At 52.4% G+C, this 23,042-nt stretch carries 21 protein-coding genes; 16 read left to right on the forward strand and 5 right to left on the reverse strand.

Going from position 1 to position 23,042, the window contains the following annotated elements:
* Nucleotides 1-290: 290 nt before the first annotated feature.
* The 10 genes from OGX66_RS22755 (at nucleotide 291) to OGX66_RS22800 (ending at nucleotide 9,438) form a co-directional block, all read left to right on the forward strand.
* Nucleotides 291-2,930 carry a YdbH family protein gene (locus OGX66_RS22755; RefSeq protein WP_049000719.1) on the forward strand — a complete coding sequence of 880 codons (2,640 nt, stop codon included), beginning with the start codon at nucleotides 291-293 and terminating at the stop codon, nucleotides 2,928-2,930.
* Nucleotides 2,927-3,118: a YnbE family lipoprotein gene (locus tag OGX66_RS22760; protein ID WP_003020350.1), complete on the forward strand. Its 192-nt coding sequence runs from the start codon at nucleotides 2,927-2,929 to the stop codon at nucleotides 3,116-3,118. The genes OGX66_RS22755 and OGX66_RS22760 overlap by 4 nt, the downstream gene beginning before the upstream one ends.
* Before the next feature lie 7 nt (nucleotides 3,119-3,125).
* The gene (locus OGX66_RS22765) at nucleotides 3,126-3,452 is read left to right on the forward strand and encodes a YdbL family probable chaperone protein (RefSeq protein ID WP_088902225.1); all 327 of its coding nucleotides are present in this window, start codon (nucleotides 3,126-3,128) and stop codon (nucleotides 3,450-3,452) included.
* A 107-nt stretch (nucleotides 3,453-3,559) separates the two neighbouring features.
* Complete coding sequence (locus OGX66_RS22770) at nucleotides 3,560-4,165, forward strand: CDP-alcohol phosphatidyltransferase family protein (RefSeq protein WP_088902226.1); 606 nt, start codon at nucleotides 3,560-3,562, stop codon at nucleotides 4,163-4,165.
* Entirely contained in the window at nucleotides 4,162-5,079 is a 918-nt protein-coding gene (locus tag OGX66_RS22775; protein WP_048232106.1) for a phosphatidate cytidylyltransferase, read from the forward strand. The genes OGX66_RS22770 and OGX66_RS22775 overlap by 4 nt, the downstream gene beginning before the upstream one ends.
* A gap of 3 nt (nucleotides 5,080-5,082) precedes the next feature.
* A complete protein-coding gene (locus tag OGX66_RS22780; RefSeq protein WP_032935643.1) occupies nucleotides 5,083-5,724 on the forward strand; it encodes a lysophospholipid acyltransferase family protein in 642 nt (213 codons plus the stop codon).
* Nucleotides 5,717-7,477 (forward strand): bifunctional alpha/beta hydrolase/class I SAM-dependent methyltransferase, encoded by a 1,761-nt coding sequence (locus OGX66_RS22785; protein WP_088902227.1) that lies wholly within the window; start codon nucleotides 5,717-5,719, stop codon nucleotides 7,475-7,477. The genes OGX66_RS22780 and OGX66_RS22785 overlap by 8 nt, the downstream gene beginning before the upstream one ends.
* A complete protein-coding gene (locus OGX66_RS22790; RefSeq protein WP_058842672.1) occupies nucleotides 7,467-8,771 on the forward strand; it encodes a phosphatase PAP2/dual specificity phosphatase family protein in 1,305 nt (434 codons plus the stop codon). Before OGX66_RS22785 ends, OGX66_RS22790 begins: the two co-directional genes overlap by 11 nt.
* On the forward strand, nucleotides 8,747-9,148 hold the full coding sequence (locus OGX66_RS22795; protein WP_286512289.1) for a hypothetical protein: 402 nt from the start codon (nucleotides 8,747-8,749) through the stop codon (nucleotides 9,146-9,148). Before OGX66_RS22790 ends, OGX66_RS22795 begins: the two co-directional genes overlap by 25 nt.
* A gap of 98 nt (nucleotides 9,149-9,246) precedes the next feature.
* On the forward strand, nucleotides 9,247-9,438 hold the full coding sequence (locus OGX66_RS22800; protein ID WP_003020344.1) for a hypothetical protein: 192 nt from the start codon (nucleotides 9,247-9,249) through the stop codon (nucleotides 9,436-9,438).
* Between the two features lie 43 nt (nucleotides 9,439-9,481).
* Here OGX66_RS22800 and azoR read toward each other — a convergent pair whose 3' ends face one another.
* Nucleotides 9,482-10,087 carry an FMN-dependent NADH-azoreductase gene (gene azoR, locus OGX66_RS22805; RefSeq protein WP_003843763.1) on the reverse strand — a complete coding sequence of 202 codons (606 nt, stop codon included), beginning with the start codon at nucleotides 10,085-10,087 and terminating at the stop codon, nucleotides 9,482-9,484.
* Nucleotides 10,088-10,288: 201 nt separating this feature from the next.
* Between azoR and hrpA the strand changes: the two genes are divergently transcribed.
* The 3 genes from hrpA to aldA all read left to right on the forward strand — a co-directional run bounded on the left by hrpA (nucleotide 10,289) and on the right by aldA (nucleotide 16,714).
* A complete protein-coding gene (gene hrpA, locus OGX66_RS22810) occupies nucleotides 10,289-14,191 on the forward strand; it encodes an ATP-dependent RNA helicase HrpA (RefSeq protein ID WP_270921822.1) in 3,903 nt (1,300 codons plus the stop codon).
* Nucleotides 14,192-14,271: 80 nt separating this feature from the next.
* Nucleotides 14,272-15,069 carry a YdcF family protein gene (locus OGX66_RS22815; protein WP_257665796.1) on the forward strand — a complete coding sequence of 266 codons (798 nt, stop codon included), beginning with the start codon at nucleotides 14,272-14,274 and terminating at the stop codon, nucleotides 15,067-15,069.
* Between the two features lie 205 nt (nucleotides 15,070-15,274).
* Nucleotides 15,275-16,714 (forward strand): aldehyde dehydrogenase, encoded by a 1,440-nt coding sequence (gene aldA / locus OGX66_RS22820; RefSeq protein ID WP_257665797.1) that lies wholly within the window; start codon nucleotides 15,275-15,277, stop codon nucleotides 16,712-16,714.
* A 41-nt stretch (nucleotides 16,715-16,755) separates the two neighbouring features.
* Here the strand turns inward: aldA and OGX66_RS22825 are convergent, their stop codons facing one another.
* Together OGX66_RS22825 and gap are read right to left on the reverse strand one after the other, a co-directional pair.
* A complete protein-coding gene (locus OGX66_RS22825; protein ID WP_003843756.1) occupies nucleotides 16,756-17,682 on the reverse strand; it encodes an alpha/beta hydrolase in 927 nt (308 codons plus the stop codon).
* A gap of 126 nt (nucleotides 17,683-17,808) precedes the next feature.
* Nucleotides 17,809-18,810, reverse strand: a complete 1,002-nt coding sequence (gene gap, locus OGX66_RS22830) for a type I glyceraldehyde-3-phosphate dehydrogenase (RefSeq protein ID WP_003020325.1) — start codon at nucleotides 18,808-18,810, stop codon at nucleotides 17,809-17,811.
* Between the two features lie 189 nt (nucleotides 18,811-18,999).
* Here gap and cybB point away from each other — a divergent pair, with 189 nt between their 5' ends.
* The 3 genes from cybB to OGX66_RS22845 all read left to right on the forward strand — a co-directional run bounded on the left by cybB (nucleotide 19,000) and on the right by OGX66_RS22845 (nucleotide 21,393).
* Nucleotides 19,000-19,530, forward strand: a complete 531-nt coding sequence (cybB, locus tag OGX66_RS22835; RefSeq protein ID WP_044700084.1) for a cytochrome b561 — start codon at nucleotides 19,000-19,002, stop codon at nucleotides 19,528-19,530.
* 172 nt (nucleotides 19,531-19,702) lie between these two features.
* Nucleotides 19,703-20,122: a translesion error-prone DNA polymerase V autoproteolytic subunit gene (locus OGX66_RS22840; RefSeq protein WP_003020321.1), complete on the forward strand. Its 420-nt coding sequence runs from the start codon at nucleotides 19,703-19,705 to the stop codon at nucleotides 20,120-20,122.
* A 2-nt stretch (nucleotides 20,123-20,124) separates the two neighbouring features.
* On the forward strand, nucleotides 20,125-21,393 hold the full coding sequence (locus OGX66_RS22845) for a Y-family DNA polymerase (protein WP_048232098.1): 1,269 nt from the start codon (nucleotides 20,125-20,127) through the stop codon (nucleotides 21,391-21,393).
* A gap of 109 nt (nucleotides 21,394-21,502) precedes the next feature.
* Here the strand turns inward: OGX66_RS22845 and fdnI are convergent, their stop codons facing one another.
* Both fdnI and fdxH read right to left on the reverse strand, forming a co-directional pair.
* The gene (fdnI, locus tag OGX66_RS22850; protein ID WP_003020312.1) at nucleotides 21,503-22,156 is read right to left on the reverse strand and encodes a formate dehydrogenase-N subunit gamma; all 654 of its coding nucleotides are present in this window, start codon (nucleotides 22,154-22,156) and stop codon (nucleotides 21,503-21,505) included.
* Nucleotides 22,149-23,036, reverse strand: coding sequence for a formate dehydrogenase subunit beta (fdxH, locus tag OGX66_RS22855; RefSeq protein ID WP_003020306.1), 888 nt, complete (start codon nucleotides 23,034-23,036; stop codon nucleotides 22,149-22,151). The genes fdnI and fdxH overlap by 8 nt, the downstream gene beginning before the upstream one ends.
* Between the last annotated feature and the right edge of the window lie 6 nt (nucleotides 23,037-23,042).

The raw sequence follows: 23,042 nt of genomic DNA on the forward strand, positions 1-23,042 counted from the left end.
ACCTGATGAGATTTCCCGGCAGGTACATCTGGTCTGCGATCATCATGGTAGGGAGTGCCTCGAAGAACTCATTGAAGAAATTCTGATAGAAGCTGGTCGTATAGGACCTAAACATAGCGATGGACAACTGAGGCCCCATTGAGTCTGAATCTTAATATCCCCGACGGCACGTGTAACAGCGTGCCTATAAAACGGTTATCTATCCTTAATGTGGGCATATCCAGTTAAACATGCCACAATACAGGCCTAAACCGGCTTAAATTTTTGCTAAATCAGGATATTAACTACCCATGAAGGGTAAATATAAAGCCGTTCTGGCACTCCTCTTATTATTGATTCTCGTGCCGCTGACGCTAGTGATGACGCTTGGCCTGTGGGTGCCTACGTTGGTGGGTATCTGGTTACCCGTTGGAACACGCATCGCGCTGGACGAGAGCCCGCGGCTGACACGGCATGGGTTACATATACCTGAACTCCGCTATCTGGTTGAAGATTGTCCGCTAGCGCGTATTACTCAGGCGGATCTGTCTCACCCCAGCCGCTGGTTGCTGAATGTCGGGACCATCGAGCTGGACTCAGCTTGCCTGGCCAAATTGCCACAGACAGAGCCGTCGCCAGTAGCGCCCAAAACGCTGGCTGAATGGCAGTCAATGCTGCCTAATACCTGGATTAACATCGACAAACTTATTCTCTCTCCATGGCAGGAATGGCAGGGAAAACTGTCACTCTCGCTCACTCCCTCCACTCAACAGCTGCGTTACCAGGGGGAAAAAGTTAAATTCCAGGGGCGTTTGCACGGGCAAAACCTCACAGTAACTGAGCTGGATGTTGCGGCATTTGAAGGCCAGCCGCCGGTAAGACTGGTCGGTGAATTCACTATGCCACTGGTGCCCGATGGACTGCCGGTAAGCGGTCATGCGGTTGCGACGTTAAGTTTGCCGCAAGAACCTACGCTTGTGGACGCCGAACTGGAGTGGCAACAAAACAGCGGACAACTGATCGTCATGGCGCGGGATAATGCCGATCCGCTGCTTGACCTTCCTTGGGAAATAACACGCCAGCAACTGACCATCAACGACGGACGCTGGAACTGGCCTTATCAGGGATTCCCGTTAAGTGGCCGGCTGGGCATGAAAGTTGAAAACTGGCAGGCAGGACTGGAAAACGCGGTGGTGAGTGGGCGTCTGAACGTTCTGACGCATGGCGACGCCGGTAAAGGAAATGCCGTATTAACGCTGGGGCCGGGTAAGCTTGGCATGGATAGTAGCGAGATGCCGCTACAGTTGACCGGTGAAGCGAAACAGGGCGATCTGATCTTCTACGCGAAATTACCCGCGAGACTCACCGGAAGTCTGAACGATCCGCAATTGGCTTTCGAGCCAGGGGCGCTGCTGCGCTCACGTGGGCGGGTGATTGATTCGCTGGATATTGACGAGATTCGCTGGCCGCTGGCAGGGGTAAAAGTCACGCAACGCGGTGTGGATGGGCGTCTGCAGGCTATTTTACGTGCGCATGAAAACCAGATGGGGGGCTTTGAACTGCATCTGGATGGCCTGGCAAATGATTTTCTTCCTGATGCTGGTCGTTGGCAGTGGCGATATTGGGGTGAAGGCAGCTTTACGCCGATGCATGCCCGTTGGGACGTAGCGGGTAAGGGGGAATGGCATGACAACACCCTGAAGCTATTTGATCTTTCCACCGGATTTGATCATCTGCAATACGGCACGATGAAGGTGGAAAACCCACGTCTGGTGATGGACGAACCGATAGTCTGGGTGCGGGATGCAACCAAACCGACATTTAGCGGCGCGCTGTCGCTGGACGCAGGGAACACCACCTTCACCGGGGGAAGCGTGTTACCACCATCGACGCTGAAGTTCAGCGTCGATGGTAGCGATCCGACAATCTTCCAGTTCAAAGGCCAGCTTCACGCTGGGGCGATTGGGCCCGTACAGTTGAATGGTCGTTGGGACGGTATCCGCCTGCGCGGACAGGCCTGGTGGCCAAAACAATCGCTCACCGTATTCCAACCTCTGATCCCACCTGACTGGAAAATGAAGCTACGAGAAGGTGAGCTGTATGCGCAGGTCGCGTTTTCGGCAGCCCCGGAGCAGGGCTTTGAAGCGGGCGGTCATGGAGTGTTAAAAGGCGGTAGCGCCTGGATGCCCGATAACCAAATCAACGGTGTCGATTTTGTATTGCCTTTCCGGTTTAGTGAAGGTGCATGGCAACTGGGTACGCGTGGACCTATTTCACTGCGTATTGCGGAAGTGGTGAATCAGGTGACGGTGAAAAATATCGCCGCCGATCTGCAGGGGGCGTACCCCTGGAGTGAAAACAACCCGTTACTGTTGAGCGATGTCAGCGCTGATCTGCTGGGGGGTAAAATCATCATGCAGCAACTGCGGATGCCGCAGCACGATCCGGCCTTATTGCGAGTGCAGAATATCTCTTCCAGCGAGCTTATCAGTGCGGTTAACCCCAAACAGTTCGCCATGTCTGGCCCGGTCAGTGGCGCGTTGCCATTATGGCTGGATAATGAAAAATGGATCATTAAAGACGGCTGGTTGACTAATCCAGGGCCGATGACGTTGCGTATTGATAAGGATACCGCTGATGCGGTCGTCAAAGATAACATGGCGGCGGGGGCGGCCATTAACTGGCTGCGTTATATGGAAATAAGCCATTCGTGGACGAAAATAAATCTGGATAACCTCGGTGTCTTAACCATGCAGTCAACCGTGACTGGCAATAGTCGGGTGGATGGCAAAGTAGGTACAGTTAATTTGAATTATACCCACGAGGAAAACGTCTTTACGCTATGGCGCAGCTTGCGTTTTGGCGACAATTTACAGGCATGGCTTGAACAAAATGCAGCGCTGCCGGAAACCCATTGCCCGGAAGACAAAGAATGTGAGGAACAACAATGAAAACGATAGCTGCCATGCTGGGTCTGCTGGCTTCATCTCTGCTGGTAGGGTGCACTCCCAGAATCGAAGTGGCTGCGCCAAAAGAGCCCATCACTATTAATATGAACGTCAAAATCGAGCATGAGATCCATATCAAAGTTGATAAAGACGTCGAAAGCTTATTGAAATCGCGCAGCGATTTGTTCTGAGGTCATGATGAGAAAACAGTTTGCAGTGGCGCTGATTGTCCTGAGTTTACTCAGTAGCAATGCGTGGGCATTGACCCTGAATGAAGCCAGAGCTCAGGGTCGAGTAGGGGAAACGCTCAATGGCTATCTGGTTGCATTGCAAACCGATGCCGAAACGCAGGCACTGGTGAGTGAAATTAATAAAGCGCGCAACGCCAGCTATCAACAAGTGGCAGAGAGCAATAATATTCCGCCAGATGAAGTAGCAAAAATGGCTGGGCAAAAGCTGGTTGCTCGCGCTAAACCGGGTGAATACGTCCAGGGTATAAATGGTAAGTGGTTGAAAAAACAATAGCGTATTTTTATTAACTCAATTTATTCAGTTACTCCCATAAAAAGTAATAGGCGGCAACGGTTAATTAATCCACTATATTTAAATCAACAAATTATCAAGGAGTGATGATGACGCTTTATCAGATAAAGCCCGCCTTTCAGGCGCTTTTGCGGCCTGTCATGTTCTGGTTACATAAAAAAGGCGTCACGGCAAATCACGTTACCCTTACCGCGATGGCGCTTTCTTTTGTGACCGGTGCAGTGCTGGTTATTTTCCCCCAACCTGAGTGTTTTGTTCTCCTTCCCATCGTGTTGTTTATACGGATGGCGCTCAATGCGCTGGACGGCATGCTGGCGCGGGAATGCAACCAACAATCGCGACTTGGGGCCATTCTCAATGAAAGCGGAGACATTCTTTCCGACATTGCGCTTTACCTGCCGTTTATGCTGCTCCCCGACAGTAACTTATTACTGGTTATGATGATGCTGTTCTGTGCGGTGATGACGGAGTTTTGCGGCGTGCTGGCACAAACGATTAATGGCGTCCGCAGCTATGCCGGACCGCTGGGTAAAAGCGACAGAGCGTTGGTATTTGGTGCGTGGGGTTTGGCACTGGCGCTGTGGCCACAGGTTGTGCAGTGGAACAATGTGCTTTGGGGTATTGCTACGCTCTTACTGCTATGGACGGTAATTAATCGCTGTAAAAGTGCATTGCGTAACGAGGTCGTGAAATGATGCTGTTAGAGAAGTCACTCGCGGTCATTTTTGCGCTGCTGTTGATTGCAACGGTGGTGAATGGATTACTGGTGTGGCGACGACCCGGTAAAGACTGGCGGGAACTGACGTTACGCATCCGCACCTGGTGGGTAATCATCGTCTTGTTTTCTTTGGCTATTTTAAGTCCACACTGGCTAGCGTTAACCTTTTTTGCGTTAGTGAGTTTTATGGCGCTAAAGGAGTTTTTGACGCTGGCACCGTCGCGTCAAACCGATCGCATGCCGCTGCTGTGGATGTTCATTGCTATTCCGATTAACTACTGGCTGATTGGCATCAACTGGTACGGCATGTTTGTCGTCTTTATCCCGGTCTATGCATTCTTATTCTTACCGGTTCGTATGGTGATTGCGGGTGATACGCAGGGCTTCTTACGTTTTGTCTCGCAGCATCACTGGAGCCTGATGACCACCGTATTTGCGTTCAGCCATGTCGCATTTTTGCTGGTGCTACCTGATGATGGCAAACAAACTGGCGCATTACTGGTGCTCTTCCTGGTGGGGTTAACGGAATTCAACGATATTGCGCAGTACCTGTGGGGCAAATCGATTGGGCGTATCAAGGTTATGCCTAAGGTCAGCCCTAACAAGACGCTGGCGGGACTGGTCGGCGGCGTGGTAACGACTACGCTGATGGCGGCAGTGCTTGGGCCAGTCATGACACCATTAAACTTACCGTTGTCGCTGCTGGCAGGTTTTATTATCGGCCTCAGCGGTTTTTGTGGCGATGTGGTGATGTCGGCAATAAAACGTGATATCGGCGTGAAGGATAGCGGAACACTGCTGCCAGGCCATGGTGGCATTCTTGATCGACTGGATTCACTGATCTTCACCGCTCCTGTTTTTTTCCATTTCATCCGCTACTTTTGCTACTAACTTATGATGAACTCAATTCTGCGAACGCTGTTTACGCTTTGCATTGTCTGGCCAGTGATATGGCTGTGGCTTGGGCTGCGTATCAGGCATCGGGAGCGTCTACCCACTCGCGGCCCGGCGATTATTGTCGCCAATCACAACAGCCATATGGACGTGTTTGCACTCCTTTCGCTCTTTCCGCTACGCCGCCAGGCGTCTATTCATCCTGTGGCTGCTGCTGATTATTTCCTGCGTAATAAGGTGATGGCCTGGTTTGCGCTGAATATACTCAACATTATTCCCATTTCGCGTAAGGGCGGAGAAACCAATCCACTGGCGCAGTGTGAACAGGCATTACGCGACGGCAAGATCCTGATCCTCTTCCCGGAAGGCACGCGCGGCGAGCCGGGAAAACTGTCACCACTTAAATCTGGGTTATGGCATCTGAGCCAGCGAGTGTCGGACGTGCCGATTATTCCCGTCTGGCTACGTGGGACGGAACACGTAATGGCGAAAGGGAATCGTATACCGCTGCCGTTGTTTATTGACGTCAATATTGGCAGATCATTGCGTTTTCATGATGATAAACACCGCTTCATGGACGAACTCAGGCAGCAGTTGTTGCTGCTACAGCAACAAACCACAGGAATGCAGCCACATGAATAATACACGAGTGCCAGACGAGCGACATTTTTTGACCAGCGATAACACCGTGCTGTTTTATCGTCACTGGCCTGCGCCTGCGCCGGGCATGACACCCAAAGTGATTGTTCTGTTCCATCGTGGACACGAACATTCCGGGCGGCTGCAGCATATTGTGGACGAACTGGCGATGCCGGACACCGTATTCTATGCCTGGGATGCACGTGGTCACGGACACTCGCCGGGCCAGCGTGGTTATAGCCCCTCGCTGGCGCGCTCGGTGCAGGATGTTGAAGAATTCGTACGTTTCGCCGCAGCAGACAGCCAGGCCGCAATGGAAGATGTGGTCGTCGTAGCCCAAAGCGTAGGCGCGGTACTGGCTGCAACCTGGGCACATGACTATGCGCCTGATATTCGTGGACTGGTGCTGGCGTCACCGGCTTTCAAAGTGAAATTGTATGTGCCGTTTGCCCGCCAGGGCTTAACGTTACTGCACCGGCTGCGTGGCCTGTTCTTCGTTAATTCTTATGTTAAAGGCAAATACCTGACGCACGATGTTGATCGCGTGGCCAGCTTTAACCTTGATACTCAGATCACCCGGGCCATTGCGGTAAACATCCTGTTGGATCTCTACAAAACGGCAGAGCGAATTGTCAGCGATGCCGCTGCCATTACGTTACCTGTACAGTTGCTGGTGTCCGCGGATGATTTCGTTGTGCATCGCCAGCCGCAGATTGATTTTTATCAACGTCTGAGAAACCCACTTAAAGAATTGCACGTGCTGCCGGGTTTTTACCACGACACGCTGGGCGAAAAAGATCGGCACCTGGCGTTCGATAAAATGCGCGATTTTATTACGACGCTCTATGCTACGCCGGCGCAGCGTTTTGATTACAGTAACGAAGACCGCTGGAGCCCGGGAGCGGATACCTGGCGGATGCTCAATGGCGGACCTGAGCCGTATTCTCTTGAAGATCTAGCGTACCGCGGTTTGCGCTATGGCATGAAGCTTCTGGGGACGCAATCTACGGGCGTACGTCTGGGATTTGACACCGGTTTTGATTCCGGTAGTACGCTGGATTATGTCTATCGCAACCAGCCTCAGGGCAGCAGTGCGTTGGGGCGTTTAATTGACAAAAACTACCTGAACAATGTCGGCTGGCAGGGGATCCGCCAGCGTAAGGTTCATTTGCAGAGGCTGATTAGCCAGGCAGTCGCACAGTTGGCGGAGCAGGGCGCGCCAGTGCATGTGGTGGATATTGCTGCCGGACATGGACGCTATGTACTCGATGCGCTGGAAGGCGAACCTGCGATAAGTTCAATTTTATTGCGCGATTACAGTGAGCTGAACGTGAATAAAGGTCGCGAAATGATCGCCAGCAGAGGCATGACTGACATTGTGCACTTTGAACAAGGTGATGCCTTCAACCGCGAACAATTGGCAGCGCTGGAGCCTCGTCCCACATTAGGAATTGTCTCCGGTTTATACGAGCTCTTTCCTGATAACACGCTGGTCAATAACTCTTTGGCCGGGCTGGCAGAGGCGATAGCGCCGGGGGGCGTGTTGATCTATACCGGGCAGCCCTGGCATCCACAGCTAAAAACGATCGCCTGGTCGCTGACCAGCCATAAAGACGGTAAAGCGTGGGTGATGCGTGTGCGTACGCAGGGGGAAATGGATGCGCTGGTTCGTGAGGCGGGTTTTGAAAAGTGTACGCAACTGATTGATGAGTGGGGAATTTTCACCGTTTCCATGGCGGTGCGTCGTGCTTCCTGAGCAGCGTAAAGTCATGGTGCAGGCAGTCGGTTGGTTACTGCTGCTGGCGCCCTTTTTTTTCCTTACGTATGGCAAGGTAAATCAGTTTACCGCCTGGCAAGACGCGCAATATCAGAACGTTGGAAGTATCGTTTTTAACTGGGAGTCGACCATTCCTTTTATTCCATGGACCATTCTTCCTTACTGGAGTCTGGATCTGTTTTACGGATTATCCCTGTTTATTTGCACCACGCGTTTCGAGCAGCGTCGACTGGTGCTCCGGCTGGTACTGGCATCGGTGATTGCTTGCGGTGGTTTTTTACTGTTTCCGTTGCAGTTTAGCTTTACGCGTCCCGAAGTGACGGGGGCGGCGGGTTGGCTGTTTGCACAACTGGAGCAGTTCGATCTGCCATATAACCAGTCGCCATCACTGCATATTATTCTCTGCTGGCTGTTGTGGCGGCATTTCAGTCGCTATCTGTCAGGCGGTTGGCGCAGACTCTGTGATAGCTGGTTTTTGCTGATCGCCATATCCGTTCTTACCACCTGGCAACATCATTTTATCGATATTATTACCGGACTGGCGGCAGGAATGTTGATTGACTGGATGGTACCGGAACGACGCCGCTGGCGCTGGTGTAAACCGGATGCAGCGCGCGTGAGGTTGCTGCGGCGATACCTGATGGGGGCGGTAGTATGTTTCATTGCCGCAGTGTTGCTGACGCCATGGTTGTTATGGCCTGCGCTGGCGTTATTGATCGCCGGGTGCGGCTACGCTGGATTCGGTGCGGCAACGACGGCGAAAGATTCGCAGGGCCGACTCCCTCCTGCTGTTTACTGGCTGTCATTGCCATGGCGAGCAGGAATGTGGCTGTCGATGCGTTGGTTTACCCGCCGTTTGCCTGCGGTAAGTTCGGTGGTACCCGGAGTGTATCTCGGTAGTTTTCCGCGCCAGGAGCCAGCACAACATGCGGTACTGGACGTGACCTTTGAGTTTCCTCGTGGACGGGCGACGGCCTCACGAACGTATCACTGCGTACCAATGCTGGATTTAGTGATCCCGAATGAAGCTGAACTTCAGCAGGCGGTGAGCAGTCTGGAGACCCTGCGTGAGACGCAGGGTACGGTGCTGGTGCATTGTGCTTTAGGACTATCGCGTAGTGCGATGGTGATTGCGGCGTGGCTGTTACGCCATGGCCATGCAACCACGGTAGAGCAGGCCGTGGCACAGATCCGTGCGTGTCGACCGCAGGTGGTGCTGACTGATAAACATCTGGAGATGCTGCAACAATGGCAACGGAAAGTGACAACGTAACAGAAGATGAGATGCTTCGGCATGGTTTGCTGCGGCGCACGCTGGCAAGCTGGCGCTTCATCCTGCTTTTTTCCCTCGCTCCGATGGTGTGGGTGCTCTTTGCCGCACCGCCAGGTATCCTGCGTGCCATTATCGCGCTGCTGTGCGCCATTGTCTGGTTTGGCTGTTGGCGATTATGGCTCGACGAGCGCTATTTTTCGCTGATCACTGCACATAACAATGTGCAGGCAGGCGATGCGCTGTGCTTTATCTGGCGTCGTGAGCGACTGAAAACGTTAACGCTGGCCGACCGGCAGTCAGGCGCATTGCAACAGTGTCGGTACACGCTTCGTTTGGTTATTGTTCTGTGGGCTGTCTGGCTGGTACTGCTTGTGTAGCATCCATCTAAATTACTCATCGACATCGCAATAGTTGCCACACGGCATAAAATGGATGCTGATATAGTCCAACACCGGTCGCGTTGTGGGGTGAAATCATGTGGCTTCTCAAGTGGTATGTCTGGAATCGTTGGGTATTCAAACTGTTAAGCCGGGATGTCGCGGAGCCTGAACAATTTTTGCTTCATTGCTGGGAAGAGAATCTGGCGAAATGCAGGGATTATGCAACCATCTGGCGTGATATTAATCGCATTCACGGCAAACAGATACGGGTACAGGTAAAGAAGTAAGTGCCGGAGAAACCCTCTCACCGGACGGTGAGAGGGGGAATTATCAGGCAGCAACTACGCTGTCGATAGCGGCTTTCGCGTCGGATTGTGCTTTAGACGCCACTTCCGGGCCGTAAGCAATACCTTCAGCAAAGACGACATTCACGTCGGTGATGCCGATAAAGCCCAGGAATACGTTCAGGTACGGCGTGATCAGGTCGGTTGGTGTATCTTTGTGGATACCACCACGGCTGGTCAGCACCACAGCGCGTTTACCCGTCACCAGACCTTCCGGGCCTTTCTCGGTATAACGGAAAGTCACACCAGCGCGGGCAATCAGGTCAAAGTAGTTTTTCAACTGCGTTGGGATGTTGAAGTTGTACATCGGCGCGGCGATAACAATCACATCATGCGCTTTCAGCTCAGCAATCAGCTCATCGGACAGCGCCAGCGCTTCCTGCTGACGCGGCGTCAGCGGTGCATCGCTCGGGCGCATCGCACCCACCAGTTCGCCATCCAGTACCGGTACAGGATTTGCTGCCAGGTCACGGACAGTGATTTCATCAGCAGAGTGCTTTTCACGCCACTGTTCAACAAAATAATCAGACAACTGACCAGACTGAGAGTACCCTGCCAGAATACTGGATTTAAGAACTAATACCTTGCTCATGGGTGTTTCCTTTTATGTGTTTGAAGGGGGAGAGCCCCGTTGCTTGTTGACACTTTATTCACAATCCTGTCGCAGTGATAGCGCAATATATCGAATCCTATGTTCGAAATTATTGAACAACACATGAAAAGCGCCGATGTGGTACTCTATACCCATCATCTAAAAGAGATTTAACCCGGCAGAGCACTGCCTTTTAACGCTATGACAGAACAACAAAAATTAACCTTCAACATGTTGCAGCAACAGCTGGATTCATTGATGCTGCGTGACAGACAGCATTTTGCCCGCCGCCTGCACGGTGTGAAGAAGGTTAAAAATCCTGATGCACAACAGGCCATTTACCAGGAGATGGCGAAAGAGATTGAGCAGGCAGCCGGTAAAGTTGTGCTGCGTGAAGCGGCGCGTCCGGAAATCAGCTATCCGGAAAACCTGCCCGTCAGCCAGAAAAAACAGGATATTCTGGACGCAATTCGCGATCATCAGGTGGTGATTGTTGCTGGCGAGACCGGCTCGGGGAAAACCACCCAGTTACCCAAAATCTGTATGGAACTGGGGCGCGGGGTAAAAGGGCTGATCGGCCATACCCAACCGCGTCGTTTGGCGGCGCGCACCGTGGCGAACCGTATTGCGGAAGAGCTGCAGACCGAGCCGGGCGGCTGTATTGGTTATAAAGTTCGTTTCAGCGATCATGTCAGTGATAACACCATGGTCAAGCTGATGACGGACGGTATCCTGCTGGCGGAAATCCAGCAGGATCGACTGCTGATGCAGTACGACACCATCATCATCGATGAAGCGCATGAACGCAGTCTGAATATCGACTTTCTGCTCGGCTATCTGAAAGAACTTCTGCCGCGTCGCCCGGATCTAAAAATTATCATCACTTCGGCGACCATCGATCCTGAACGTTTTTCAAAGCATTTCAATAACGCGCCGATTATCGAAGTCTCCGGCCGAACGTATCCGGTGGAAGTGCGCTATCGCCCGATTGTTGAAGATGCAGATGACACCGAGCGTGACCAACTTCAGGCGATTTTTGATGCCGTAGATGAGTTAGGCCGTGAAAGTCAGGGCGACATTCTGATCTTCATGAGCGGCGAACGTGAAATCCGTGATACCGCCGATGCCCTGAATAAACTGGATTTACGCCACACCGAAGTGTTGCCGCTGTATGCGCGTCTTTCAAACAGTGAGCAGAACCGTGTATTCCAGTCGCACAGTGGTCGCCGTATCGTGCTGGCGACCAACGTGGCAGAAACGTCGCTGACCGTTCCGGGAATCAAATACGTCATTGATCCAGGCACCGCGCGTATCAGTCGCTACAGTTACCGCACCAAAGTTCAGCGCTTGCCGATTGAACCGGTGTCGCAGGCTTCTGCCAACCAGCGTAAAGGCCGCTGCGGTCGTGTTTCGGAAGGGATCTGTATTCGTCTGTATTCCGAAGACGATTTCCTGTCGCGTCCGGAGTTTACCGACCCGGAGATCCTGCGTACCAACCTGGCATCCGTTATTTTGCAGATGACCGCGTTGGGGCTGGGCGATATCGCGGCGTTCCCGTTTGTTGAAGCGCCGGATAAGCGCAATATTCAGGACGGTGTACGCCTGCTCGAAGAGCTGGGGGCGATAACCACCGACGAACAGGCAACCGCTTACAAGTTAACGCCGTTGGGCCGTCAGCTGTCGCAACTGCCGGTGGATCCGCGTCTGGCGCGCATGGTGCTGGAAGCGCAAAAACATGGCTGCGTACGTGAGGCGATGATCATTACCTCGGCGCTGTCCATTCAGGATCCGCGCGAGCGTCCAATGGACAAGCAGCAGGCTTCCGACGAGAAGCACCGCCGTTTCCACGACAAAGAGTCTGATTTCCTCGCGTTTGTGAACCTGTGGAACTATCTCGGCGAGCAGCAAAAAGCGTTGTCGTCAAACCAGTTTCGTCGCCAGTGCAAAGTTGACTTTCTGAACTATCTGCGCGTGCGAGAGTGGCAGGATATCTACACACAACTGCGCCAGGTGGTGAAAGAGTTGGGTATTCCGGTTAACAGCGAACCTGCTGAATATCGGGAGATCCACGTCGCGTTGCTGACCGGTTTACTGTCTCATATCGGGATGAAAGATACCGATAAACAGGAGTTTACCGGGGCGCGTAACGCTCGCTTCTCGATCTTCCCGGGGTCAGGTTTATTCAAAAAACCGCCGAAGTGGACGATGGTAGCGGAGTTGGTGGAAACCAGCCGCTTGTGGGGACGCATTGCCGCGCGTATCGATCCTGAATGGGTGGAGCCGGTAGCCCAGCATCTGATCAAACGTTCATACAGTGAGCCGCACTGGGAACGCGCGCAGGGTGCTGTGATGGCGACAGAAAAAGTCACGGTCTACGGCTTACCGATTGTTGCGGCCCGTAAGGTGAATTACAGCCAGATCGATCCTGCGTTATCGCGTGAACTGTTCATTCGTCATGCGCTGGTGGAAGGTGACTGGCAAACGCGCCATGCGTTTTTCCGCGATAACCTGAAACTACGAGCGGAGGTGGAAGAGTTAGAGCACAAATCACGCCGCCGCGACATTCTCGTCGATGACGAAACGATGTTTGAGTTCTACGACCAACGTATCAGCCATGAGGTGGTTTCTGCTCGTCACTTTGATAGCTGGTGGAAAAAGGTCAGCCGTGAAACCCCGGAGTTGCTCAACTTTGAAAAGAGCATGCTCATCAAAGAGGGCGCGGAGAAAATCAGTAAGCTGGATTATCCGAACTTCTGGCATCAGGGTAACCTTAAGCTGCGCCTGAGCTACCAGTTCGAACCCGGAGCCGATGCGGACGGTGTGACCGTACATATTCCACTCCCGCTGCTCAACCAGATCGACGAGAGCGGTTTTGAATGGCAAATTCCAGGGCTGCGCCGCGAACTGGTGATCGCCCTGATTAAATCGTTACCAAAACCGGTACGACGCAACTTTGTACCCGCACCGAACTATGCGGAAGCGTTTTTAGGCCGAGTGACGCCGCTGGAAATGCCGCTGCTGGACTCGCTGGAGCGTGAACTGCGCCGCATGACCGGCGTCACCGTTGACCGTGAAGACTGGCACTGGGATCAGGTGCCCGATCACCTAAAAATCACCTTCCGGGTGGTGGATGATAAGAACAAGAAGCTGCAGGAAGGGCGTTCGCTACAGGATTTGAAAGATGCGCTGAAGGGCAAAGTTCAGGAAACATTGTCTGCGGTGGCCGATGACGGTATCGAACAGAGTGGATTGCACATCTGGAGCTTCGGCCGACTTCCGGAAAGTTACGAACAAAAACGCGGTAACTATAAGGTAAAAGCGTGGCCGGCGCTGGTCGATGAGCGTGACAGCGTTGCCATCAAACTGTTTGATAATCCGCTGGAACAACAGCAGGCGATGTGGTGCGGTTTACGCCGCCTGTTGCTGCTGAATATTCCTTCGCCAATCAAATATTTGCACGAGAAGCTGCCCAATAAAGCCAAGCTGGGACTGTACTTTAACCCGTACGGTAAAGTTCTGGATTTGATAGACGACTGTATCTCCTGCGGTGTGGATCAGTTAATTGACGCCAACGGTGGTCCGGTGTGGACCGAAGAAGGCTTTGCGGCGTTGCATGAAAAAGTGCGGGCTGAACTGAACGATACGGTGGTGGAGATTGCGAAGCAGGTCGAACAGATCCTGACCGCAGTGTTTAATATCAACAAACGTCTGAAAGGGCGCGTGGATATGACCATGGCGCTGGGGCTTGCGGATATCAAAGCGCAAATGGGCGGACTGGTGTATCGCGGATTTGTTACCGGCAACGGTTTCAAACGTCTGGGCGATACGTTGCGTTATTTGCAGGCGATTGAAAAACGGCTGGAGAAACTGGCCATCGATCCGCACCGCGATCGCGCGCAGATGCTGAAAGTGGACAGCGTGCAGCAGGCCTGGCAGCAGTGGTTCAATAAACTGCCGCCCGCGCGCCGCGAAGATGACGATGTCAAAGAGATCCGCTGGATGATAGAAGAGCTACGCGTCAGCTACTTTGCCCAGCAGCTTGGCACGCCGTATCCGATTTCGGATAAGCGTATCCTGCAGGCAATGGATCAGATTACGGGTTAACGCAGTGCTGGACCGTAGGCCGGATAAGGCGTAGTCGCCATCCGGCATCTGTATCCGGTAAAGCATAAATTCCAGGAGTCATGAACATGAGACAGTTTCCGCCACTTTCCGCTAGCACCCTTGCGGCGATTAACACCGTGGGGCAATGGCTGGCGCAAAATGATTTCGCTGAAAATATTACGGTGCAGACAGATTGCGTGATTCTGGCCGGGAACGCAGTGATCCCGACCATCGATGCAGCCTGTCGGATAGCGAAAGAGCAACAGGTTCCCCTACTGATTAGCGGTGGTATCGGTCACTCAACGACCTTTCTGTATGCTGCCATCGCAGAGCATCCACGCTACCACACGATTCGTACCACTGGTCGCGCGGAAGCGGCGATCCTTGCCGATATCGCGCACCAGTTCTGGCACATTCCAGGTGAGAAGATTTGGGTAGAGGATCAGTCCACCAACTGTGGGGAGAACGCCCGGTTTAGCTGTGCGTTACTGCGTCAGGCGACCCAAACCATGGAGACCGTCATTGTGGTGCAGGACCCTACTATGCAGCGCCGCACCATGGCGACATTTGAACGCGTCACGCGTGACGACCCTCAGGCCCCGCGCTGGATCAGTTTCCCCGGTTTTGTCCCCGAGTTGACTGAGCAGGGCGACGGCGTGGATTTTGCCCCGACCGCCGAAGGTTTGTGGTCGGTGGATCGTTACCTGTCTCTCATTACCGGTGAGCTTCCGCGCCTGCGTGATGATGCAACCGGCTACGGGCCTTGCGGCTGCGATTTTATCGCCCATGTTGATATTCCTCAGAAGGTTGAGCAAGCCTGGCAGCAGCTAAAAAATGATACCGCGCTGACCGACTTACTTGAGAGCCGTTCTCTGTAATCGTAATCCCTTCTGCCCGTTTGTCGGCGTTTTACGGCAAACGGGCAGAAAGCCCACCTATTTTTCCTCTTCATCATCACTTTTCCAGACGCTTTTATGAAGCAGTTCACAGAACCGCCACTCCAGCGATAATGCGCCATGCATGATTGATATTAATTAACAATAGTTTTACTTGTTAAAAACAAATCAATCACAGGAGAGCCGCATGTCAGTACCCGTACAACATCCTATGTATATCGATGGGCAGTTTGTGACCTGGCACGATGACGCCTGGATTGATGTCGTCAATCCGGCCACGGAAGAGATTATCTCGCGTATTCCCGATGGGCGTGCCGAAGACGCGCGTAAAGCGATCGATGCCGCGGATCGCGCTCAGCCGCAATGGGAAGCGTTGCCTGCCATTGAACGGGCAAACTGGTTACGCAAAATTTCTGCGGGTATCCGCCAGCGAGCCGATGAAATCAGCGCGTTGATTGTGGCGGAAGGTGGAAAAATTCGACAACTGGCTGACGTTGAAGTCGCGTTTACCGCCGACTATATCGATTACATGGCGGAGTGGGCGCGTCGCTATGAAGGTGAGATCCTGCAAAGCGATCGCCCGGGTGAGAATATCCTGCTGTTTAAGCGTGCACTGGGCGTGACGACGGGCATTCTGCCGTGGAACTTCCCGTTTTTCCTGATTGCCCGCAAACTGGCTCCCGCCTTGCTGACGGGGAATACCATTGTCATTAAGCCGAGTGAATTCACACCGAATAACGCCATCGCCTTTGCCAAAATTGTTGATGACATTGGTTTACCGCGTGGGGTCTTTAATCTGGTGCTGGGACGCGGTGAAACGGTCGGTCAGGAGCTGGCCGGAAACCCCAAGGTGGCGATGGTGAGTATGACCGGCAGCGTCGGTGCGGGCGAGAAAATTATGGCCGCAGCGGCCAAAAACATCACTAAAGTTTGTCTGGAGTTGGGTGGTAAAGCTCCGGCTATCGTGATGAACGATGCTGATCTTGAGCTGGCGGTGAAGGCCATTGTTGACTCGCGGGTGATCAATACCGGACAGGTATGCAACTGTGCTGAGCGCGTATACGTTCAGAAAGGTATCTATGACCAGTTCGTTAATCGTTTGGGTGAGGCGATGAAAGCCGTGCAGTTTGGCAATCCGGCCGAACGCAATGACATTGCGATGGGGCCGCTGATTAACGCCGCTGCGCTGGATCGTGTGGAGCAGAAAGTCGCACGAGCGGTGCAGGAAGGGGCCAGAGTGGCGCTGGGCGGTAAGGCTGTTGTCGGCAAAGGTTATTACTACCCGCCGACGTTACTGTTAGACGTGCGCCAGGAGATGGCGATTATGCACGAGGAGACGTTTGGTCCGGTGCTGCCGGTGGTGGCGTTTGATACGCTGGAACAGGCGTTGACAATGGCCAATGACAGCGACTACGGTCTGACCTCATCGATCTATACGCAGAATCTGAATACGGCAATGAAGGCGATTAAGGGGCTGAAGTTTGGCGAAACCTATATTAATCGTGAAAACTTCGAGGCGATGCAGGGCTTCCACGCTGGCTGGCGTAAGTCCGGGATTGGCGGGGCTGATGGTAAACATGGTCTGAACGAATACCTGCAAACGCAAGTGGTGTATCTGCAGTCCTAAGTTTTTCGCCGGGTGAGTCTGTACGCCACCCGGCGCCATCCTCACACTTTAGTGGCTACCCAGTTCATCATCATTTCCGGCCAGATGGCCAGCGGTAACCCTTGCGCATCGCGAATACCAAATCCGTGCTTACCGCGTTCAAACAGATGCATTTCGACCGGAACGCCCTGCTCACGTAGCGCATTAAAGAAGACCAGGCTGTTTTCTACCTTCACCGCCGGATCGTCAATGGCGTGTAGCAGGAATGTCGGCGGCGTTGTGCTATCCACGCGTTCTTCCAGAGAATAGTGGCGCAGATCTTCCTTTTCGGGCTTAGCGCCAACCAGCTCAAGACGAGATCCCGAGTGACCGATGTCTTCGCGCAGAGTGACAACCGGGTACACCAGTGCCATAAACGCAGGGCGCGCAGGTTGCTCGTCTACGTTATCTATCGGCATATAAACCGTTTCGGCAAACCGGGTTCCCAGACTGGCGGCCACGTGACCACCGGAAGAGAAGCCCAACACACCGATACGATCAGGGTTAATTTTCCATTCATGGGCGTTGGCGCGAATGTAGCGCATGGCGCGCTGGGCATCGGCCAGCGGCGCGTTTGCGCCTTCCTCATGGCCATCACCCGGCATACGGTAGGTCATCACAAACAGGGTATAACCGCGAGCATTAAAGAACGGTGCCAGTACGCTGCCTTCTTTATCCATCACCACGCGACGATAAGAGCCGCCTGGCGTGACAAGGATCCCTATGCCGTTAGGTTTTGCGGGGGCATAAACGGTAATTTCCGGGGCGCGAATACCGGTGACCGCACGATCATACTGAGATGTTCCTGTATGTCGGGGTTCAGGCGTAAACACCGCATCGCTGTTTTTTGCTCCGGGGGCTTCACCCTGCGGCCAGAATGAGACGGTGGTGGCCTTAGCAACGGCTTGCTCCATCATGTTTTCTAACGTTTCACGACTCAGTGCTTCCATTACTATGCTCCCTCAGTGGCAAAGGTTAGCTATAGCACAGTCAGTGAATCGAAAACGGGGAGAGACTCACAACGTATTGAATTCGCGGAAAATGAAAGAGGGCGGAGGCGAGCCTCCGCCAGAACATTAGAGCTTGATAAATTTATCCAGCGTACGAATAAGTTGGGTGACAAAACCGTATTCGTTATCGTACCAGGCGACTGTTTTTACCAGTTGCAGATCGCCCACTTCGGTAATTTCGGTTTGTGTCGCATCAAATACCGAACCGAAATGCGAGCCAATGACATCTGACGAGACGATTTCCTCATCGGTATAACCAAATGACTCATTGTCTTGCGTGGCTTTTTTCAGCGCGTTGTTGACCTCTTCAGCAGTGACTTTTTTCCCCAATACCGATACCAGTTCCGTGACGGATCCTGTTTTCACCGGAACACGCTGGGCGTGGCCTTTTAATTTTCCGCTCAATGCCGGAATGACCAGACCAATGGCTTTGGCGGCTCCGGTGGTATGGGGAATGATATTCTCCGCTGCTGCCCGTGAGGCGCGCAGATCTTTCCCGCGAGGTCCATCAACCAGCGACTGCGTTCCCGTGTAGGCGTGGATGGTGGTCATGGTGCCAAGCTGAATACCGAAGCTGTCGTGCAGGGCTTTCGCCATCGGTGCGAGGCAGTTAGTGGTGCACGATGCGACCGAGATAATCCGATCGTTCGCATCCATTGTATCGTCGTTGACGTTAAAGACGATGGTTTTCATATCGCCAGCCGGGGCGGATATCAGCACTTTTTTGGCCCCTGCATCCAGGTGCGCGTTGGCTTTTTCTGTCGAGGTATAAAAACCGGTGCATTCGATGATTATCTCAGCGCCAGTCGTTTTCCACGGAATATTTTTGGCCTCTTTTTCTGCGTAAACCGCGATTTTTTTACCGTCGACAATCAGCGCGTCTTCGGTAAAGTCGATGCTCCAGGGAAACGGGCCGTAGTTTGAATCGTGCTTTAACAGATAGGCGAGAATTTTGGGCGAGGTGAGGTCATTAATGGCCACAACCTCCACGTTACTTTTGACTTCCAGTAGTCGACGCAATACCAGACGACCGATACGACCAAAACCGTTAATGCCAATTTTACTCATGGTTTTCTCCTGTCAGGATGAGGCGGTACGACATATTTTCCCTACCAGGCTTAGTCCAGACAGGCATCCTCGGCAATAGCGGTTCTTGCGGTTAAGCGTAAGCGACTGAAAATGGGTGAACAAAAGTTAATGAATTTTTAACAAAAGCCCGTTATGTTGACGCATTATTGTTTTTATTCAGGAAGTGTTATGGGGAATAAGTATTCTGGCCTGCAAATCGGTATTCACTGGCTGGTCTTTTTGTTGGTTATTGTGGCGTACAGCGCCATGGAGTTTCGCGGATTTTTCCCGCGCAGCTATCGCCCCTTGTTCAACATGGTGCACGTCTCCTGCGGTATCACTATTTTAACGCTGATGGTGGCGCGTCTGCTGGTCAGGCTGAAATACCCGGCTCCGCCGATTGTGCCAAAACCGAAGCCGATGATGACCGGAATGGCGCATCTGGGGCATCTGGTTATCTATCTGTTGTTTATTGTCCTGCCGATTATTGGGCTGGTGATGATGTACAACCGGGGTAACCCGTGGATTGCATTCGGCATCGTTATGCCGCATGCGCCAGAGGCCAACTTTGATTTAGTGGATATGCTGAAGTCCTGGCACGTGACGCTGGCAAATCTGGGTTATTTTGTTATTGCTCTGCATGCTGGTGCTGCCCTGATGCATCACTATTTCTGGAAGGACAATACGTTGTTGCGCATGATGCCGCGAAAACGCTCCTGAGGTAATGCCCCGCAAATGTGGGGCATTTTTTTAGCCGATTATTTTTCCAGACATCATAAAAGCTTATCGACAAGATGGTTAAACAACGCTCAATTCGCCACACTTGTCACTTGATCACTGTCTTCATTAAAACTACTGTATATAAACACAGTTACATGAGAGGCAGATTATTATGTTGTTTTTCCAGCCAGTTGAACACCGCGAAATCAAACACTTCCCGCTATTTAGCGATCTCGTGCCCTGCGGTTTTCCCTCTCCTGCGCAGGATTACGTTGAGAAACGTATCGATCTCAACGATCTGTTGGTGCAGCATCCCAGCGCAACCTATTTTGTTAAATCGTCTGGCGACTCCATGATGGGGGCAGGGATCGGTGCTGGCGACTTGCTGGTAGTCGACAGTGCCAGAAAAGCGGCCCACGGAGACATTGTGGTTGCTGCTATTGAAGGCGAATTCACCGTTAAGCGCCTGCAATTGCATCCTGTGGTGATGTTGAAGCCAGAGAACAGCGCCTACGCGCCGATCATGATCGGCAGCGAGGACACGCTGGATATATTTGGCGTGGTGACATTCATCATTAAATCTGCGGGCTGATTATGTTTGCGCTGGTGGATGTTAATTCATTTTATGCCAGCTGTGAGTCGGCATTCCGGCCCGATCTGAAGGGCAAACCCGTTGTCGTTCTTTCAAATAACGATGGCTGTGTCATTGCCAGTAGTGCGGAGGCAAAAGCGCTTGGCGTTAATATGGGTGCACCATATTTCAAACAGAAAGATCTGTTCAGGCGCTATGGCGTGTTCTGTTTTAGTTCGAACTACGAATTGTATGCGGATATGAGCAGCAGGGTGATGTCGATTCTGGAGGAGCTGTCGCCGCGTGTGGAGATGTACAGTATTGATGAAGCCTTTTGCGATTTAACGGGCGTGCGAAACTGCCGGGATCTGACGGATTTTGGTCGGGAAATCAGAGCAACCATTTTACAAAAAACACGCCTCAAGGTTGGGGTCGGTATCGCCCAGACCAAAACCCTGGCCAAGCTGGCTAACCATGCTGCCAAAAAGTGGCAGGAACAGACTGGCGGGGTGGTGGATCTCTCGAATATTGAGCGCCAGCGTAAGCTGATGACTGCGCTTCCGGTTGATGAAGTCTGGGGTGTTGGACGCCGTATCAGTAAAAAACTTGACGCTATGGGCATTAAAACGGTCTGCGACCTGGCAGATACCGATATTCGCTTTATCCGCAAACATTTCAATGTTGTGCTTGAGCGCACTGTGCGGGAATTGCGCGGTGAACCTTGCCTGGAGCTGGAGGAGTTTGCGCCAGTTAAGCAGGAAATTATCTGCTCAAGATCGTTTGGTGAAAAACTCACGGATTACAACGCGATGCGAGAGGCAATTTGTACCTATGCTTCACGTGCTGCGGAAAAGCTGCGCAGAGAGCACCAGTTCTGCCGGTTTATCTCTACGTTTATCAAAACCAGCCCATTTTCCCTGAATGAACCGTATTACGGTAACAGCGCATCGATAAAACTGCTGACACCAACCCAGGATAGTCGGGAAATTATAAGGGCGTCCACATGTAGCCTGGATGCAATATGGCGAGAGGGGCTACGTTATCAAAAAGCAGGGGTCATGCTGGGCGATTTTTTTAGCTCAGGTGTTGCACAGTTGAATCTTTTTGATGACAACGCTCCACGGCATAACAGTGATAAGCTGATGGCCGTTCTGGATACGCTCAATGCTGAAAAGGGTAAAGGAACGCTCTATTTTGCCGGACAAGGTATACAACAACCGTGGGCGATGAAGCGAGATATGCTCTCACCGCGTTATACCACGAGATACAGTGATTTGCTGCGGGTTGGATAGGGTCTGGGAGGGCCTTTTATTCGCCTGATAATCAGGTCTCGCAGCACCGCAGCATATCACTGGGCCATTGAGAGAATAAGACCGCTGAATAACAGCGGTCTTATTGATTTTATTTAGACTCTAATTCCGGTGCTTTTTCTTCAGTAAGTTCAACCTCACGATACCAGCGAGGATGGTGTTTCTTCGCCCAGCGTCGACTCACTTTCCCTTCGATCATACCTTTAATTGAACCTTTTACCCAAAACGCCATGTACATATGGATCAGAATGGCGTGGATCAGCACAATGGCTGCTGTCGCGTGGATTAACAAACTCCAACGAACAATGTTAATTGAGAAATAATGGGCAAAGTAGGGCCTCCAGATAATAACGCCGGTAATCAGTAATACCAGAATTAGACTCATGATGCTCCAGAACATCATTTTCTGCCCTGCGTTGTATTTCCCCACATCAGCGACTTTATGCTCATTGCCTTTAAGTACCTCAACGATCCCTTTAATCCAGGGAAGGTCCTGTTTATCGGGAATGTTGTGGTGTACAAAACGGACGAACATAAACATCAGCACGATGAAAATCATCACCCCGAAAAACGGATGTAGAATTCGCCCCATTTGCGGTGTACCGAAAGTTTCGGTGAGCCATTGCAACGTCGGGAAGAACAGCGCAATACCGGAAAGCGACACCAGGAAGAAGCTTATTACCACCGTCCAGTGACAAGCACGGTCGATGAATTTGGTGCGCAGAATCATTTTGCTTTTACTCATGACCGTTCTCCTCTTCATCATCATCCGTCTCTTTGTTTGGGCCGACTCCCACGTAGTGGTAAATCAGCCCGGCAAAGGTGGCGATAAATCCGGCGGCGGAGAGTGGTTTTAAAATCCCCTTCCAGAGGTTCACTGGTGCGGCGATTTTTGGCTCATCCGGCAGATTGTGGTACAGCGATGGTTGATCCGCGTGATGAAGTACATACATCACGTGGGTGCCGCCGACCCCTTGTGGGTTGTAGATGCCCGCATTGGCATAGCCGCGTTTTTTCAACTGCGCCACGCGAGTTTCCGCTACATTGAGCATCTCTTTTTTGGTGCCAAACTGGATAGCGCCGGTCGGACAAGTTTTCACGCAGGCCGGTTCCTGGCCCACGCTGACCCGGTCAACACACAGCGTACATTTGTAGACCCGGTTATCTTCGGGATTAAGTCGCGGAATATTGAACGGGCAGCCAGCAATGCAGTAGCCACAGCCAATACAGTGCTCGGACTGAAAGTCGACAATCCCGTTGGCATACTGAATGATTGCTCCAGCGGATGGACAGGCTTTCAAACAGCCGGGATCGGCGCAGTGCATGCAGCCGTCTTTGCGGATCAGCCATTCCAGCTTGTCGTTCTGGGTGGTTTCGCTAAAGCGCATCACCGTCCAGGACTTAGCGCTGAGATCGGTCGGGTTGTCGTAGACGCCGTTGCAGTAGCCCACTTCATCGCGAATATCGTTCCACTCTGAGCAGGCGACCTGACAGCCTTTACAGCCAATACAGGTAGTGACATCAATTAATTTTGCCACTTCTGCACGGTAATCCCGCGCCTGGGGCGGCGGCGTGATGCTGTTCGTCGCCGAGCGTTTAATAATATCTTGTGATTGCATAGCCATGAGTTC

Source organism: Citrobacter sp. Cf072 (genome assembly GCF_030334485.1).
Classification (GTDB): Bacteria; Pseudomonadota; Gammaproteobacteria; order Enterobacterales; family Enterobacteriaceae; genus Citrobacter; species Citrobacter freundii.